Origin of the sequence: Paraburkholderia solisilvae (genome assembly GCF_902859875.1) — a bacterium.
Lineage (GTDB): Bacteria > Pseudomonadota > Gammaproteobacteria > Burkholderiales > Burkholderiaceae > Paraburkholderia > Paraburkholderia solisilvae.
The window spans coordinates 164379-178806 of record NZ_CADIKF010000004.1 but is presented as its reverse complement, the minus strand read 5'-3'; the positions used below and the strand labels follow the sequence as shown (position 1 = coordinate 178806).

Below are 14428 nucleotides of genomic sequence, written 5' to 3'. Positions count from 1 at the left end.
AGACGCTCGCTCACGCGCAGGGTTTGTACCTGTCGCGTCGTGGGTCCAGGCCGATCATCACGTTGCGCTGTTCCCGCCGCCGCCAGCAGAGCGCATCCGGTCGTTCCAGCCGGAGCGAACTGAGCGGTCATCCCCATCGCAGGTTTCACCCATTCCTTACTTCGCTCGCGTCCGCGCCGGCGCAGCGATTGTTTTAATTCGCGGTTAGGTCCGCACCACCCCCAGACCAGGAGCTTTTGCACATGCAAACGACCGACAACGTGACGACCCGGTACGAGGGCGCACCCACTGGCCTTCCTCCCGCCGGGCAGGCTCAGGGCGCGCAAGCGCTCGCGCCGGCGACCTTCGCCGACTACAAGGTGATCCGTCGCAACGGCAGCGTGGTGTCGTTCGAGCCTTCGAAAATCGCAATCGCGGTGACGAAGGCTTTTCTGGCCGTCAACGGCGGTCAAGGCGCAGCGTCGGCGCGCGTGCGCGAACTGGTGGAACAACTCACGCAATCGGTCGTGCGCGCGCTGATGCGCAGCCGCCCGAACGGCGGCACGTTCCACATCGAAGACATTCAGGATCAGGTTGAACTCGCGCTGATGCGCGGCGGCGAGCACAACGTCGCGCGCGCCTACGTGCTGTACCGCGAGAAGCGTCACCAGGAGCGCAGCCACGAGCAGGAAGGGCAGGCGGCCGAGTCGGGCCTGAACGTGATCGACAACGGCGTCACGCGTCCGCTCGACCTGAACGCACTGCGCGCGCTGATCGAATCGGCGTGCGCGAATCTCGGCGACGCGGTGAGCGCGGAGCCGATCGCCGCCGAGACGGTGAAGAACCTGTACGACGGCGTGCCGATGAGCCAGGTGTACGACTCGGCCATTCTGGCGGCGCGCACGATGATCGAAAAAGACCCGGCGTACAGCCAGGTCACCGCGCGCATCCTGCTGCACACCATCCGCCGCGAGATCCTCGAAGAGGAAGTGACGCAGGCGCAGATGAACGAGCGCTATGCCGAATATTTCCCGCTCTTCATCAAGCGCGGCGTGCAGGCGGAACTGCTCGACGAGAAACTGCTGCAGTTCGACCTGAAGCGTCTCGGTGCGGCGCTCGACGCAAACCGCGACCTGCAATTCGGCTACCTCGGGTTGCAAACGTTGTACGACCGTTATTTCCTGCATGCCGACGGCACGCGCATCGAAATGCCGCAGGCATTCTTTATGCGTGTCGCGATGGGCCTGTCGCTGAACGAAATCGACCGCGAAGCGCGCGCGATCGAGTTCTACAACGTGCTGTCGAGCTTCGACTTCATGAGCTCGACGCCGACGCTGTTCAACTCGGGCACGCGCCGCTCGCAACTGTCGTCGTGCTACCTCACCACGGTGGACGACGACCTCGACGGCATCTACGAGGCGCTGAAGGAAAACGCGCTGCTGTCGAAGTTCGCCGGCGGCCTCGGCAACGACTGGACCCGCGTGCGCGCGCTCGGCTCGCACATCAAGGGCACCAACGGCAAGTCGCAAGGCGTCGTGCCGTTCCTGAAGGTGGTCAACGACACGGCCGTCGCGGTGAACCAGGGCGGCAAGCGCAAGGGCGCGGTGTGCGCATACCTCGAGTCGTGGCACCTCGACATCGAAGAATTCCTCGAGCTGCGCAAGAACACCGGCGATGACCGCCGCCGCACGCACGACATGAACACCGCCAACTGGATTCCGGACCTGTTCATGAAGCGCGTCGCCGAAGGCGGCGACTGGACGCTGTTCTCGCCGTCGACCTGCCCGGACCTGCACGACAAGTTCGGCGCCGAGTTCGAAGCCGCTTACACGGCCTACGAAGACAAGGTCGCGCGCGGCGAACTGAAGCTCTTCAAGAAGCTGCCGGCGGCGCAACTGTGGCGCAAGATGCTCGGCATGCTGTTCGAAACCGGCCATCCGTGGATCACCTTCAAGGATCCGTGCAACATCCGCAGCCCGCAGCAGCACGTCGGCGTCGTCCATTCGTCGAATCTGTGCACCGAGATCACGCTGAACACCAGCGACACCGAAATCGCCGTCTGCAACCTCGGCTCGGTGAACCTCGTCGCGCACATGAAGCAGCAGGCCGACGGCACGCTCACGCTCGACCACGACAAGCTCAAGCGCACGGTGAGCGTCGCGATGCGCATGCTCGACAACGTGATCGACATCAACTACTACGCGGTCGCCAAGGCGCGTAACTCGAACCTGAAGCACCGCCCGGTCGGGATGGGCATCATGGGCTTCCAGGACTGCCTGCACCTGCTGCGCACGCCGTACGCGTCGCCGGACGCGGTCGAGTTCGCCGACCGGTCGATGGAAGCGGTCTGCTACTACGCGTACTGGGCGTCGACCGAGCTCGCCCAGGAACGCGGCCGCTATTCGAGCTACCGCGGCTCGCTGTGGGATCGCGGCATCCTGCCGCAGGACACGCTGACGCTGCTCGCCGAGCAACGCGGCGGCTATGTCGAAGTGGATTCGAGCGAGTCGATGGACTGGGCGTCGCTGCGCGAGCGGATCGCGGCACACGGTATGCGCAACTCCAACTGCGTCGCGATCGCGCCGACCGCCACGATCTCGAACATCATCGGCGTGTCGGCCTGCATCGAGCCGACCTTCCAGAACCTGTACGTGAAGTCGAACCTGTCGGGCGAATTCACGGTGGTGAATGAATACCTGGTGCGCGACCTGAAGGCGCGCGGCCTGTGGGACGAGGTGATGGTCGCCGACCTGAAGTACTTCGACGGCTCGCTGTCGCGCATCGACCGGATCCCGGGCGACCTGCGCGCGATCTACGCGACCGCGTTCGAAGTCGATCCGACGTGGCTCGTCGAGGCAGCCTCGCGCCGGCAGAAGTGGATCGACCAGGCGCAGTCGCTCAATATCTATATGGGCGGCGCGTCGGGCAAGAAGCTCGATGAGGTCTACAAGCTCGCATGGCTGCGCGGCCTGAAGACCACGTACTACCTGCGCACGATGGCGGCGACGCACGTCGAGAAGTCGACGGTCGCGCACGGCGCGCTGAACGCGGTGCCGAGCAACGATGGTGGCGCGGGTGGTGCAGGCGGAGCCGGGAATGGCTCCGCAGGTGGCATGACAGGCGGCTTCGGTATCGGCGGTGGCGCGAGTGGCGGTGCGTCGTCGGGCGGTCTGCAGGCATCGGCCGCTGTGGCTGCTGCTCCGCTCGCTGCTCTCGATGCGGCGCCGGAAGCGGACGGTCCGGTCTGCATGATGCGTCCGGGCGACCCGGGCTTCGACGAGTGCGAGGCTTGCCAGTAAGTAACGCGCAGTAACACGTCGGCGGCGGCGCAGTCTCGACGACGCCACCGCCGGCGCGCAGCACGCCGCGCCGGGTTCAAACGAAGCAAGACAGCCGCCGCACACGCAACGCCGTACGCAACACGCCGACGCAACGCCGCACGCAACACGCGCCACTCAACGCAGTCGATCAAGCAGTGCACAACGGCGTCGCGCGTCATCGCAGACACGTCGAACGAGCCGCGACTCACCCTTCAACGTGTCTTCGAGACACCTTTGCATCACCTTCGAGGCGACGGCAAAGGCCGCTTTAAAGCCTCATCAAGGCCGCTTCGAAACAACGCTCGACGATCAACTGCAACACGTCGACGACACGCATTTCGATCACGTTCACTGCATCGACCTTCACAGTCTGTTGAACAAAGTGTTGTATGAAGGTCGCAACGTGAATCGAAAACACGAATTTTCATGAGCGAGCCCTTTTAACGCGCGTGAAAAGATGGTACAAACCGATCTAAATTGATGGTGACATTTATGCTCAACTGGGATGACGAGATCACTGCCGTAACTCCGTCGAGCGCTTCGCAACACAATGTGTTGCGCAACGCTGCCGGGTCGGTCGTCGGTTCGCAAGTCGAAACGCGTTCCGCTCTTCAAGCTCCCTCCGCTCAAGACATCTTCGCGGGCGACATCGCTGTCGCTCCCGCTGTCACCCGTCTTGTCGACCAGGCCGCCGCTCCGACCACTGCTTCCAGCACCACCACTGCCGCCACCGCTTCGGTTGAAGCGCGCGTGAATGTCGCCGACAAACGCATCATCAACGGCCAGACCGACGTCAACCAGCTGGTGCCGTTCAAGTACAAGTGGGCGTGGGAGAAATACCTGTCCGGCTGCGCGAACCACTGGATGCCGCAGGAAATCAACATGTCGCGCGACATCGCGCTGTGGAAAGACCCGAACGGGCTGACCGAGGACGAGCGCCGCGTCATCAAGCGCAACCTCGGCTTCTTCGTGACGGCCGACTCGCTCGCGGCGAACAACATCGTGCTCGGCACCTATCGCCACATCACGGCGCCCGAATGCCGGCAGTTCCTGCTGCGCCAGGCGTTCGAAGAGGCGATCCACACGCACGCGTACCAATACATCGTCGAGTCGCTCGGACTCGACGAGGGCGAGATCTTCAACGCGTACCACGAGGTCGCGTCGATCCGCGCCAAAGACGAATTCCTGATTCCGTTCATCCATACGCTGACCGACCCGGCCTTCAAGACCGGCACGCTCGAGGCAGACCAGAAGCTGCTCAAGTCGCTGATCGTGTTCGCCTGTGTGATGGAAGGCCTGTTCTTCTACGTCGGTTTCACGCAAATTCTCGCGCTCGGCCGCCAGAACAAGATGACCGGCGCGGCGGAGCAGTACCAGTACATCCTGCGCGACGAGTCGATGCACTGCAATTTCGGCATCGACCTGATCAACCAGATCAAGCTTGAAAACCCGCATCTGTGGACGGCGGAGTTCCGCGCGGAAATCCGCGAGATCTTCAAGCAGGCAGTCGACCTCGAATATCGCTACGCCGAAGACACGATGCCGCGCGGGGTGCTCGGTCTGAACGCGTCGATGTTCAAGAGCTACCTGCGCTTCATCTGCAACCGTCGTTGCCAGCAGATCGGCCTCGATGCGCTGTTCCCGAACGAGGAAAACCCGTTCCCGTGGATGAGCGAGATGATCGACCTGAAGAAGGAACGCAACTTCTTCGAGACGCGGGTAATCGAATATCAGACTGGCGGCGCGCTCTCCTGGGAATAAACGTCCCACGCGCCGCGTATGAGATTGTTGGGGATGCCGCCGGCACGGGCCGCGGCATATTGGTTAGGAGTTTGACTGCCTGATGCAGAGCGTGCCGGGCGCCATGGGCGCCGTAGCGGTTCAGATGCGGGTCCCCAAGCGGACCCGCAAAGTTCAGAGGCACTTTGCGAACCCTTCAGTGGGATGGGCAAACTTCCCCTTACGAAAAGCCGCCCGTTGCCTGGCTCAATGCCATGCGGGCGGCTTGATCAAACGCTTGCCGGCGTCGGTATCCGACGTCGACTGGACTTGGCGCGCGGTGTCACGGGACACCGCGCGCCTTACCGTATTCATTAGCGTAAGCGCGTTGGACTGGCGTACGCCGATGAATAGCCCGCTTCGTAGCGCGCGCCCTGAAAAGCGCCCGCGGGAAACGGGTTTTGATGACGAAGGGTGTTGTTTGATTTAACTCTCATCTGAAAACCTGAAGGAGAAAACCATGGCAATGGCCAAAAAGAAGCCTGCTGCGAAGAAAGCGGCAGTGAAGAAGGTTGCAGCAAAGAAGGCAGCTCCGGCGAAGAAGGCAGCAGCACGTAAAGTCGCAGTGAAGAAGGTTGCTGCGAAGAAAGTGGCAGTGAAGAAGGTTGCTGCCAAGAAGGCGCCGGCCAAGAAGGCTGCAGCAAAGAAGGTCGCTTCGAAGAAGGTTGCTTCGAAGAAAGTCGCAGTGAAGAAGGTCGCAGCGAAGAAGGCTGCACCGGCGAAGAAGACCGCAGCGAAGAAGGTTGCTGCGAAAAAGGCGCCGGCGAAGAAAGCCGCTGCGAAGAAAGTCGCCAAGAAGGCTGGTGCGAAAAAGGTAGCGAAAAAGGCTGCTGCGAAAAAGGCGCCCGCCAAGAAGGCTGCCGCGAAGAAGGCTGCCGCCCCTGCGAAGAAGGCTGCCCCTGCGAAGAAGGCTGTCGCCAAGAAGGCTGCCCCTGCTCCGGCTGCGCCCGCTGCGTCGGCAGCGCCTGCTTCGACGGTCAAGACCGCGTTGAATCCGGCTGCTGCATGGCCGTTTCCGACCGGCCCGCGTCCGTAAGCAGAGCCTCATGCAGTAAGAGCCGGTGCTGCGCGCGTCAGATGCGCACGCCGGCTCGGTTGAGTAGCGCTACTCAATCGTCCTCCATCCCGTCGCCGGGTTCCGGCGGCGGGATTTTTTTCGCGCAAAAAAAACGCATGCACAGGGGAGGGCATGCGTGTGAGGTCGGCCTCGCGACGACGACATACGCCGCCGCTGGCCAGGAAAACGGATTCGGGTCTTGCGCTTGCCGGTGACGATGTTCATCGACCTCGCCGCGCGCCTGCCTGCCGCGTTTGCCTGCCGCGTCTATTGCAGCCTGTCGGCGGTCAGTGCGTGCCAGCGAGTGTCAGTGCGTGTCAGTGGGTCACGCGGGTCGTGCCGCCGCTCGACAGCAGCCGTACGCGGTCGCCCGCGAGGAAAACTTCGCCGGTGTTGGTTTGCGTGATCGCGCGCATGTCGCCGTTGTCGAGGCGCACGGTGATTTCGACGCCGTCGCGCATGGCCGCGGCGTTCTCGACCGCGTTGCCCGCCACCGCGCCCGCGAGGCCGCCGATGATGCCGGTGACGATCGAGCCGGTGCCGCCGCCGATCTGACTGCCGGCCAGCCCGCCGATCGCGCCGCCGCCGAGCAGGCCGAGGCCGGTCGGCTGACCGTTGTTCGAGCTGATCTTGACCGCGCGCACGCTATCGACGGTTGCGAGGCGTACGGTTTCTTCGCGCTGCGCCTGCGAGGCGGTGTACACGTCGGCGGAGCTGCTGTTGTACGCGCACCCCGACATCGCGAGCGTGCCGGCGATCGCCGAAGCAATCGCCGCGGCGACGGCCGGCCGATTCGTCGAATCATTCGTTGGTTTCATTTTCACCACTCCCTGTGAGCTTAACGACGAGCTCAGACTTGCTGACTGCACACTTCGACACTGCGGAACACCGAACCGGACGACTCGTCGAATCAACTGGCCGGGGCGAGTCAGGCATCAAGCGCGTGACCGAACGCCTGCTTGAACCGCTCGTTGATTTGCGCGCGCGACGGCGCATAGTTCTGCGGCCCCTGGTGCTCGATCTTCAGCGCACCCATCAGGCTCGCGAGGCGCCCCGTGGTCGCCCAGCCGAGCTGCTTTTCGATGCCGTACAGCAGACCGCCGCGGAACGCATCGCCGCAACCGGTCGGGTCGAGCACGCGTTGTGCCTTGACTGCCGGAATGTCTTCGATACCGCCCGCGTGATGAATCTGCGAGCCGTGCTCGCCGCGCGTGACGATCAGCGCATCGACGCGGCTGGCGATTTCTTCGATCGACCAGCCGGTCTTGTTGCTCACCAGCTTGGCTTCGTAATCGTTGACAGCAACGTAAGTTGCAAGTTCAATCATGCGCCGCAGCGATGCGCCGTCGAAGAGCGGCAGCCCCTGGCCTGGATCGAAGATGAACGGCACGCCCGCCGCCGCGAATTGTTCGGAATGCTGGATCATCCCGTCGAAGCCGTCCGGCGCGACAATGCCAAGCGTCGCGTCTTTCGCTTCGTCCGCGCGGTTCAGATGCGACTGCATCATCGCGCCCGGATGGAACGCGGTGATCTGGTTGTTCTCGAGGTCGGTCGTGATCATCGCCTGCGCGGAGTAGGTGTCCGGCAGCACGCGCACATGCGTCTTCGCCAGACCGAGCGCATCGAGGCGGTCGATGTACAGCTGCGCGTCGACTGCGCCGAGCGTCGCCATGATGCGCGCGTCGCCGCCGAGCAGATGCAGCGCGTACGCGATGTTGCCTGCGCAGCCGCCGAATTCGCGGCGCATCGTCGGCACGAGGAAGCTGACGTTCAGGATATGGACCTGATCCGGCAGGATGTGCTCCCGGAACCGGCCTTCGAAGGTCATGATGTTGTCGTAGGCGAGCGAGCCGCAAATCAGCGTAGCCAAGGCGAGTGTCCTGTAAAAGTCAAAAGGGCAAAGGTGAAAGAGCGGGGCGCCCGATACGACAGCGCCGCGCTGTCGCGGCCTTCCGGCGCGAAACGCGGCGCATGCGCAAACGCGCGGAATGCGCGGGGCGCGTCCTGCTTACTGAGGCAAATTACTTCAACGCGGCGAGTGCGGCATCGTAGTTCGGCTCGGTCTTGATTTCGCTGACCAGCTCGGCGTGCACGACCTTGTCGTGTTCATCGATCACGACGACCGCGCGCGCGGTGAGCCCGGTGAGCGGGCCGCTCGCGATGTCGACGCCGTACGCGCGCGCGAACTCATGACCGCGGAAGGTCGACGCGGTGACGACGTTCGCAATGCCTTCGGTCGTGCAAAAGCGCGACGCGGCGAACGGCAGATCGCCCGATACGACGATTACCGCGGTGTTCGAAAGCTTGCCGGCGGCTTCGTTGAACTTGCGCGTCGACGTTGCGCAGGTCGCCGTGTCGAGGCTCGGCACGATGTTGAGCACTTTGCGCTTGCCGGCGAAATCAGCGAGCGTCACCGACTTCAGATCCTTGCCGACCAGCGTGAACGCGGGCGCCTGCTGACCCACGGAAGGAAACGTGCCGGTTACGTCGATCGGGTTGCCACCCAGCGTGACTTGACTCATGTTGTGCTCCGAAGAGAGGTCGGTGATTAGCGGAAAATGCGCCCGACGACAGTCGGGCGCGTGACGGCGTCGGCGACGCGCGCGGCGCAATGTGCCGCGCGCGCTGCCGCAACCATCAGGGATAGAAAATCTGCACGCGGAAATTGGTCGCGGTCGCGCCGCCGGTATCGAGTCGCACGAACATCGTCTCGGTCGTGCGCGGCGGCAGGCCGGCGGCAATCGGCGTGCCGGGCTTTACATAGTCTTGCGGCCAGAGCACGCGGCGTATCGCGATGTTGTTGTGCTCGTCGAGCAGCGTCAGTTCGACGGCCGGGTACGCGAGCGGCACGTTGAAACGGTTGTGCAGCGGCATGCGCAGTTCGAGCTTGTGTGGACCGTCGACCTGGCGCAGATCCGACGGCTCGACCTGCAGCCCGTCGATGTTGCGCGGCGGCGCGAACGTGCAGCCGAACTGTTCGCACGCTTGCGCATACAGCATGCGCGTGGACGGCGCGTAGACCATCACCGTTTCGCGCAGCCACCACGCGAGTTGCGCGAGCAGCACGACGAACAGCACGACTGCGATCAGGATGCCGAGGATGCGCCAGCCGACGCGGCGCGGCTCGGCCGCGCGTTTTTCGCGGACGACCGCAAACGCGTTGTCGTCGTCGTGCGGAGCGGCGGCGAACGGTGCGCTCGCCGCGGGCGCCGCGGCGGCCGCGCCCAGCTCAGGCCGCGGACCGAAATGCGGTTCTCCGTCCGACACGCCCGGTGGGACTTGCGTGCGATCGTCAGGCTCGAGCGAGGGTTCGGGTCTGGCCTGAGCGTGGCGCCAGACATGCGGCGGCGGTATCGGCGCGTCGCGCGCTCCGGCGGGTTCGGCCGGCGGCGCGAGCGGCTCGGGCGGTGTGCGGAAGGCCGGCTCGACGGGCCGCGCGGTCGCGTTCTCGAGATGCAGATTCTGTCCTTCGGTGAACTCGAGTTTCAGCTTCGGCTGTGCGTCGCGCGGAATCGTTACGGGGTTGTAGGGGATCGTCGCGGCGTTGTGGCGGATGCGGCGATCGACGCTGGCATCCGGCGCCGGCGCCCACGGGTTCCACGTTTCCGCGCGGAAATCCGGCGAGCCGGGACCGGGCACGCCGGACAGGGGCGCTTCGGGTGACGCGGGTGAAGCCGATGTGCCGTCAGCCGATGCGGCTGACGGCACAGCTGCGCCGCTTGCGGACTCCGTCGCGGATGCGGCGTCGGGCGCCGGTGCGGCCGCAGCCGCGGAAGGCACAGCCGATGCCGGGGAAGAGTCCGCCGCCGCGAGGCCTGCCGCGGCCAGACCCGCCGCCGCCCGACCCGGGCCTTCACCCGTTTCGCGCGGCTCCTGCGCAATCAGCCGCGCGACATCGTCGGAGGTGATGGGCTTCGCGGTGTTGAAATCGCCGCCGTCGCTGAGCTCGAACAGACTGCTCGACGCATCGAATACCTCGCGGCAGTGTCCGCAGCGCACCAGCCCACGGCGCAGCGCGAGTTGCGTGGGTTGAAGGCGGAAGACCGTTTCGCAGAAGGGACAGCGCGTCGCAAGAACCATATCGAAGCCGGGAGCCGTGCGGGGCCGTGGAGTGGAAAATGTGCCCTATTCTAATGGGTTTCGCGGCGAGTCCCGGCAAGGCACACCCAGCCGTCCTGTTCGCGCCAGACCGAGATGTCGATCCACGGCTGATACGCGTGCGCGACTTCGAGTGCCTGTCGCGCGAGAATGCCCGACAGCGCGAGGCGTCCGCCCGGTTTTACCTTCGATGCAAGCATCGATGCCATCAGCTTCAGCGGGTTCGACAGAATATTCGCGACGACGATATCGAACTCGCCGGCCGGGCAATCCGCCGGCAATCCAAACGTGACATCCGCGTGATTGCGCTCGCTGTTATAGCGCGCGGACTCGACCGCCTGCGGATCGATGTCGATGCCGACCACCGGGTTCGCCCCGCACTTCTTCGCGAGAATCGCGAGAATGCCGGAACCGCAGCCGTAGTCGAGCAGCGACTGTCCCGGCACGACCGCGGCTTCGAGCCACTCCATGCACAGACGCGTGGTCGGATGGCTGCCGGTACCGAAGGCAAGACCCGGATCGAGTTCGAGCACGAGCGCGGCGGGGTCCGGCGCGGCATGCCACGACGGCACCACCCAGATGCGCTTGCCGATCTGGATCGGGTCGAATTGCGACTGCGTCAGACGGACCCAGTCCTGCTCCTCGACGTCGCGCACTGCAAACGGCGGCGTCGGCGCGAGGCCCAGTTCGTTCGCCGCGGCGGCGAGCAGCACGCCCGGCTCATGCTCCGGCGCAAGCAGCGCGACCACACGCGAGCGCTGCCATGCGGTGCGTTCCGGCGTGAGTCCCGGTTCGCCGAAGAGCGGCTGCTCGTCGGGCGTGTCGGCATCCGCGTCTTCGACGGACACCGACAGCGCGCCCAGTTCGAGCAGCGCATCCGACAAACTTTCCGCGTGCTCGCGCGCCAGCTCGACGACCAGCTCCCGATAGCTCATCGCTTACGCTTCTTCCGGTGCGACCTGCTGCTTCGCGGCGAGCCGGTTTTCGAGGTAGTGAATGCTGGTGCCGCCTTCGACGAACTTCGCATCGAGCATCAGTTCGCGGTGCAGCGGAATGTTGGTTTGAATGCCTTCGACAACCATCTCGGACAGCGCAATGCGCATCCGCTTGATCGCCTGTTCACGCGTCGCGCCATAAGCGATCAGCTTGCCGATCATCGAATCGTAGTTCGGCGGCACGAAATAACCGTTGTACGCGTGCGAGTCGACGCGGATGCCGGGGCCGCCCGGCATATGCCACGACGTCAGCCGGCCCGGCGACGGGATGAACTTGAACGGGTCTTCCGCGTTGATCCGGCATTCGATCGCATGGCCGCGGAATTGAATATCGCGCTGGCGGAACGCGAGCTTCTCGCCGGCCGCGATGCGGATCTGCTCCTGCACGATGTCGATGCCGGTGATCAACTCGGTGACCGGGTGCTCGACCTGCACGCGCGTGTTCATTTCGATGAAGTAGAACTCGCCGTTCTCGTACAGGAACTCGAACGTGCCCGCGCCGAGATAGCCCATCTTCTTGCACGCATCCGCGCAGCGGTCGCCGATGCGGTCGATCAGGCGGCGCGCAATGCCGGGCGCCGGCGCTTCCTCGATCACTTTCTGGTGACGGCGCTGCATCGAGCAGTCGCGCTCGCCGAGCCAGATCGCGTTCCTGAACGAATCCGCGAGCACCTGAATCTCGATGTGGCGCGGGTTCTCGAGGAACTTCTCCATATAGACCTGCGGATTGCCGAACGCGCGGCCCGCTTCTTCACGCGTCATATTGACCGCGTTGACGAGCGCCGCTTCGGTGTGCACGACGCGCATCCCGCGTCCGCCGCCGCCGCCCGCCGCCTTGATGATCACCGGATAGCCGACCGCGCGCGCCATCTTGACGATCTCTTTCGGATCGTCGGGCAACGCGCCTTCCGAACCGGGTACGCACGGCACGCCGGTCTTGATCATGGTCTGCTTGGCCGAGACCTTGTCGCCCATCATGCGGATCGTCTCCGGGCGCGGCCCGATAAAGACGAAGCCCGACTGCTCGACGCGCTCGGCAAAGTCCGCGTTTTCCGACAGGAAGCCGTAGCCGGGGTGAATCGCTTCGGCATCGGTCACTTCCGCCGCGCTGATCAGCGCGGGCATATTCAGATAGCTCAGATTCGACGGCGCCGGCCCGATGCAGACCGCCTCGTCGGCGAGCTTCACATACTTGGCTTCCTTGTCGGCTTCCGAATAGACGACGACCGTTTTGACACCGAGTTCGCGGCACGCGCGCTGAATCCGGAGCGCGATTTCGCCGCGATTGGCAATGAGAATTTTTTCAAACATAGCGGATATTCGACTCATCAATGGGCGCCGCGGCGGGAATCAATGGCCGGGGCGGCGCCTCTGAGGATCGGTCGCGCGCCGGGGCGGAGGGCGCGCGGGCTGGGTACGCAAATGCGCCGCGTCAGCCGATCACGAAGAGCGGCTGGCCGTATTCGACGGCCTGCCCGTTTTCGACGAGGATTTCCTTGACCACACCGGACTGATCGGATTCGATCTCGTTGAGCAGCTTCATCGCTTCGATGATGCAGATGGTCTGGCCTTCCTTCACCGTATCGCCGATCTGCACGAACGGATCGGCGCCCGGCGACGGCGCGCGGTAGAACGTGCCGACCATCGGCGAGGTCACGACATGGCCTTGCGGCGCAACGGCGGCCGGCGTCGCCGGCGCGGCGGCCGCGCCTTCGACGGCGCCGCCCGGATGCGCCGGCGGGGCCGCGGCGTACTGCGGCGCGTATTGGGCAGCGGGCTGCTGCACGTAAACCGGCGGCGCATTCTTGACGATGCGCACCTTGCCCTCGCCCTCCGTGACTTCCAGCTCCGAAATGCCGGATTCGGAGACGAGGTCGATCAGAGTCTTCAGTTTACGTAGATCCATGGGCATACCCCTTTTCAATGCGTGGTGCGCCGGCGCGTTCGCAGCCGGCGCTCAATTCGTGTTCTGGATTCAGCCGCGCGACGATCCGGCGGCCCCTTGCGCGGACAGCCGGTCGAGCGCGAACTCGAGCGCGTACAGATATCCCTTCCAGCCGAGACCGCAGATGACGCCCTCGGCGAGATCGGAGAAATACGAGTGGTGCCGGAACGATTCGCGGCGATGCACGTTCGACAGATGAATCTCGACGAACGGGATGCCGACGCCCGCCAGCGCGTCCCGGATCGCGACGCTGGTATGGGTATACGCAGCGGGGTTGATCAGGATGAAATCGGTATTCTCGTTTCGCGCGGAATGGATGCGATCGATAAGCGCGCCTTCCTGGTTGCTCTGAAAGCTCGCCAGTTCGACGCCGGCGTCCGCCGCGCGGTCCGCCAGCGCCTGATCGATCTGCGGCAGGGTCACGCGGCCATAAACCTCCGGTTCCCGGGTGCCGAGAAGGTTGAGGTTGGGGCCGTGCAGAACCAGCAGTCGCGCCATGGTCGCTTCTATTTCCGTGGAATTCGCGGCACTTTAGCGCTGTTTAGAGAAACTTGTCTAGTTTCTCGAACGTCCGGACGAAGTCCGGCGCGTGGGTCAGGGCGGCAGGTAGACGCATCTTCCTGCAATTTCAGTCGATTAGTGCATAAATCGCACGGTTCCGACCACAACTAAACGTCGATAAATTGTCGAGGTCAGAGCGCGTCGAGCGTGGCTTTCAGCTCATTTGGCTGAATCTGGCCTAATTTTGTCGACCGAACGACGCCTTTTGCGTCAATCACGACGGTAAACGGCAGCGCGCCCGCATTGTTGCCGAATGCGCGCGCGAGGTCGGCGCCGCCGAAGCCGATCACGTACACCGGGTAGTCGACGTGGACCTTCTGCAGGAACGCTTTGACGTTCTTGTCCGAGTCGACGCCGAGCCCGACGAACTCGATCCCTTTTTTCGCGTACTCGCGTTGCAACTGACTGAGCGCCGGCATTTCCTCGACGCACGGGCCGCACCACGATGCCCAGAAATTGATGACCACCGGATGGCCCTTCAGCAGGCTTAGCGACTGTGGCTTGCCGTCGACGTTCGTGACCGCCGCCGCCCATAACTGATCGACCGGGCTCGTGCTCGGCGTCGACGCCGCGTGTGCGACTTCGGTCAAGCCGTTACCGAGCATCCAGTGACTTGCCGCTGCGCCGCCGATGCCCGCCACCGCTGCGACCGCGACCCCTGCCAGAATCCGCTTCGTGTTCATCTATGGTCTGT

Annotated in this window: 13 protein-coding genes; 4 read left to right on the top strand and 9 right to left on the bottom strand. The window is 64.2% G+C overall.

What is annotated here, in order from left to right:
- Positions 1 to 242: 242 nt before the first annotated feature.
- The 4 genes from HV675_RS04585 (at position 243) to HV675_RS04575 (ending at position 6114) form a co-directional block, all read left to right on the top strand.
- On the top strand, positions 243 to 3278 hold the full coding sequence (locus HV675_RS04585) for a ribonucleoside-diphosphate reductase subunit alpha (RefSeq protein WP_175109578.1): 3036 nt from the start codon (positions 243 to 245) through the stop codon (positions 3276 to 3278).
- Positions 3279 to 3791: 513 nt separating this feature from the next.
- The gene (locus HV675_RS04580; RefSeq protein ID WP_175109576.1) at positions 3792 to 5060 is read left to right on the top strand and encodes a ribonucleotide-diphosphate reductase subunit beta; all 1269 of its coding nucleotides are present in this window, start codon (positions 3792 to 3794) and stop codon (positions 5058 to 5060) included.
- 82 nt (positions 5061 to 5142) lie between these two features.
- Positions 5143 to 5508, top strand: a complete 366-nt coding sequence (locus HV675_RS32370) for a hypothetical protein (protein WP_377700555.1) — start codon at positions 5143 to 5145, stop codon at positions 5506 to 5508.
- 30 nt (positions 5509 to 5538) lie between these two features.
- Positions 5539 to 6114: a histone H1-like DNA-binding protein gene (locus tag HV675_RS04575; RefSeq protein WP_175109575.1), complete on the top strand. Its 576-nt coding sequence runs from the start codon at positions 5539 to 5541 to the stop codon at positions 6112 to 6114.
- Positions 6115 to 6452: 338 nt separating this feature from the next.
- On the opposite strand, the gene HV675_RS04570 is transcribed toward HV675_RS04575, so the two are convergent.
- The 9 genes from HV675_RS04570 to HV675_RS04530 form a co-directional block, all read right to left on the bottom strand.
- Positions 6453 to 6953 carry an outer membrane lipoprotein gene (locus HV675_RS04570; protein ID WP_175109574.1) on the bottom strand — a complete coding sequence of 167 codons (501 nt, stop codon included), beginning with the start codon at positions 6951 to 6953 and terminating at the stop codon, positions 6453 to 6455.
- A gap of 110 nt (positions 6954 to 7063) precedes the next feature.
- Complete coding sequence (locus HV675_RS04565; RefSeq protein ID WP_175109573.1) at positions 7064 to 8005, bottom strand: carbohydrate kinase family protein; 942 nt, start codon at positions 8003 to 8005, stop codon at positions 7064 to 7066.
- Positions 8006 to 8156: 151 nt separating this feature from the next.
- The gene (gene tpx / locus HV675_RS04560; RefSeq protein ID WP_175109572.1) at positions 8157 to 8657 is read right to left on the bottom strand and encodes a thiol peroxidase; all 501 of its coding nucleotides are present in this window, start codon (positions 8655 to 8657) and stop codon (positions 8157 to 8159) included.
- A gap of 115 nt (positions 8658 to 8772) precedes the next feature.
- A complete protein-coding gene (locus HV675_RS04555; protein ID WP_175109570.1) occupies positions 8773 to 10215 on the bottom strand; it encodes a zinc-ribbon and DUF3426 domain-containing protein in 1443 nt (480 codons plus the stop codon).
- A 50-nt stretch (positions 10216 to 10265) separates the two neighbouring features.
- Positions 10266 to 11168 (bottom strand): 50S ribosomal protein L11 methyltransferase, encoded by a 903-nt coding sequence (prmA, locus tag HV675_RS04550; RefSeq protein ID WP_175109569.1) that lies wholly within the window; start codon positions 11166 to 11168, stop codon positions 10266 to 10268.
- Positions 11169 to 11171: 3 nt separating this feature from the next.
- Positions 11172 to 12539 (bottom strand): acetyl-CoA carboxylase biotin carboxylase subunit, encoded by a 1368-nt coding sequence (gene accC / locus HV675_RS04545; RefSeq protein WP_175109568.1) that lies wholly within the window; start codon positions 12537 to 12539, stop codon positions 11172 to 11174.
- Positions 12540 to 12660: 121 nt separating this feature from the next.
- Positions 12661 to 13134 carry an acetyl-CoA carboxylase biotin carboxyl carrier protein gene (accB, locus tag HV675_RS04540; protein WP_175109567.1) on the bottom strand — a complete coding sequence of 158 codons (474 nt, stop codon included), beginning with the start codon at positions 13132 to 13134 and terminating at the stop codon, positions 12661 to 12663.
- A gap of 69 nt (positions 13135 to 13203) precedes the next feature.
- Positions 13204 to 13671, bottom strand: coding sequence for a type II 3-dehydroquinate dehydratase (aroQ, locus tag HV675_RS04535; protein WP_175109566.1), 468 nt, complete (start codon positions 13669 to 13671; stop codon positions 13204 to 13206).
- Positions 13672 to 13865: 194 nt separating this feature from the next.
- Positions 13866 to 14417, bottom strand: a complete 552-nt coding sequence (locus HV675_RS04530; RefSeq protein WP_175109565.1) for a TlpA family protein disulfide reductase — start codon at positions 14415 to 14417, stop codon at positions 13866 to 13868.
- Positions 14418 to 14428 lie beyond the last annotated feature (11 nt).

What these genes read in the sequence shown, in the direction of transcription:
- tpx (WP_175109572.1), bottom strand. Translation starts at nt 8,657, where the DNA reads ATGAGTCAAGTCACGCTGGGTGGCAACCCGATCGACGTAACCGGCACG.
- HV675_RS04575 (WP_175109575.1), top strand. Translation starts at nt 5,539, where the DNA reads ATGGCAATGGCCAAAAAGAAGCCTGCTGCGAAGAAAGCGGCAGTGAAG.
- accB (WP_175109567.1), bottom strand. Translation starts at nt 13,134, where the DNA reads ATGGATCTACGTAAACTGAAGACTCTGATCGACCTCGTCTCCGAATCC.
- HV675_RS04585 (WP_175109578.1), top strand. Translation starts at nt 243, where the DNA reads ATGCAAACGACCGACAACGTGACGACCCGGTACGAGGGCGCACCCACT.
- HV675_RS04580 (WP_175109576.1), top strand. Translation starts at nt 3,792, where the DNA reads ATGCTCAACTGGGATGACGAGATCACTGCCGTAACTCCGTCGAGCGCT.
- HV675_RS04555 (WP_175109570.1), bottom strand. Translation starts at nt 10,215, where the DNA reads ATGGTTCTTGCGACGCGCTGTCCCTTCTGCGAAACGGTCTTCCGCCTT.
- HV675_RS04570 (WP_175109574.1), bottom strand. Translation starts at nt 6,953, where the DNA reads ATGAAACCAACGAATGATTCGACGAATCGGCCGGCCGTCGCCGCGGCG.
- aroQ (WP_175109566.1), bottom strand. Translation starts at nt 13,671, where the DNA reads ATGGCGCGACTGCTGGTTCTGCACGGCCCCAACCTCAACCTTCTCGGC.
- HV675_RS32370 (WP_377700555.1), top strand. Translation starts at nt 5,143, where the DNA reads ATGCAGAGCGTGCCGGGCGCCATGGGCGCCGTAGCGGTTCAGATGCGG.
- HV675_RS04530 (WP_175109565.1), bottom strand. Translation starts at nt 14,417, where the DNA reads ATGAACACGAAGCGGATTCTGGCAGGGGTCGCGGTCGCAGCGGTGGCG.
- accC (WP_175109568.1), bottom strand. Translation starts at nt 12,539, where the DNA reads ATGTTTGAAAAAATTCTCATTGCCAATCGCGGCGAAATCGCGCTCCGG.
- prmA (WP_175109569.1), bottom strand. Translation starts at nt 11,168, where the DNA reads ATGAGCTATCGGGAGCTGGTCGTCGAGCTGGCGCGCGAGCACGCGGAA.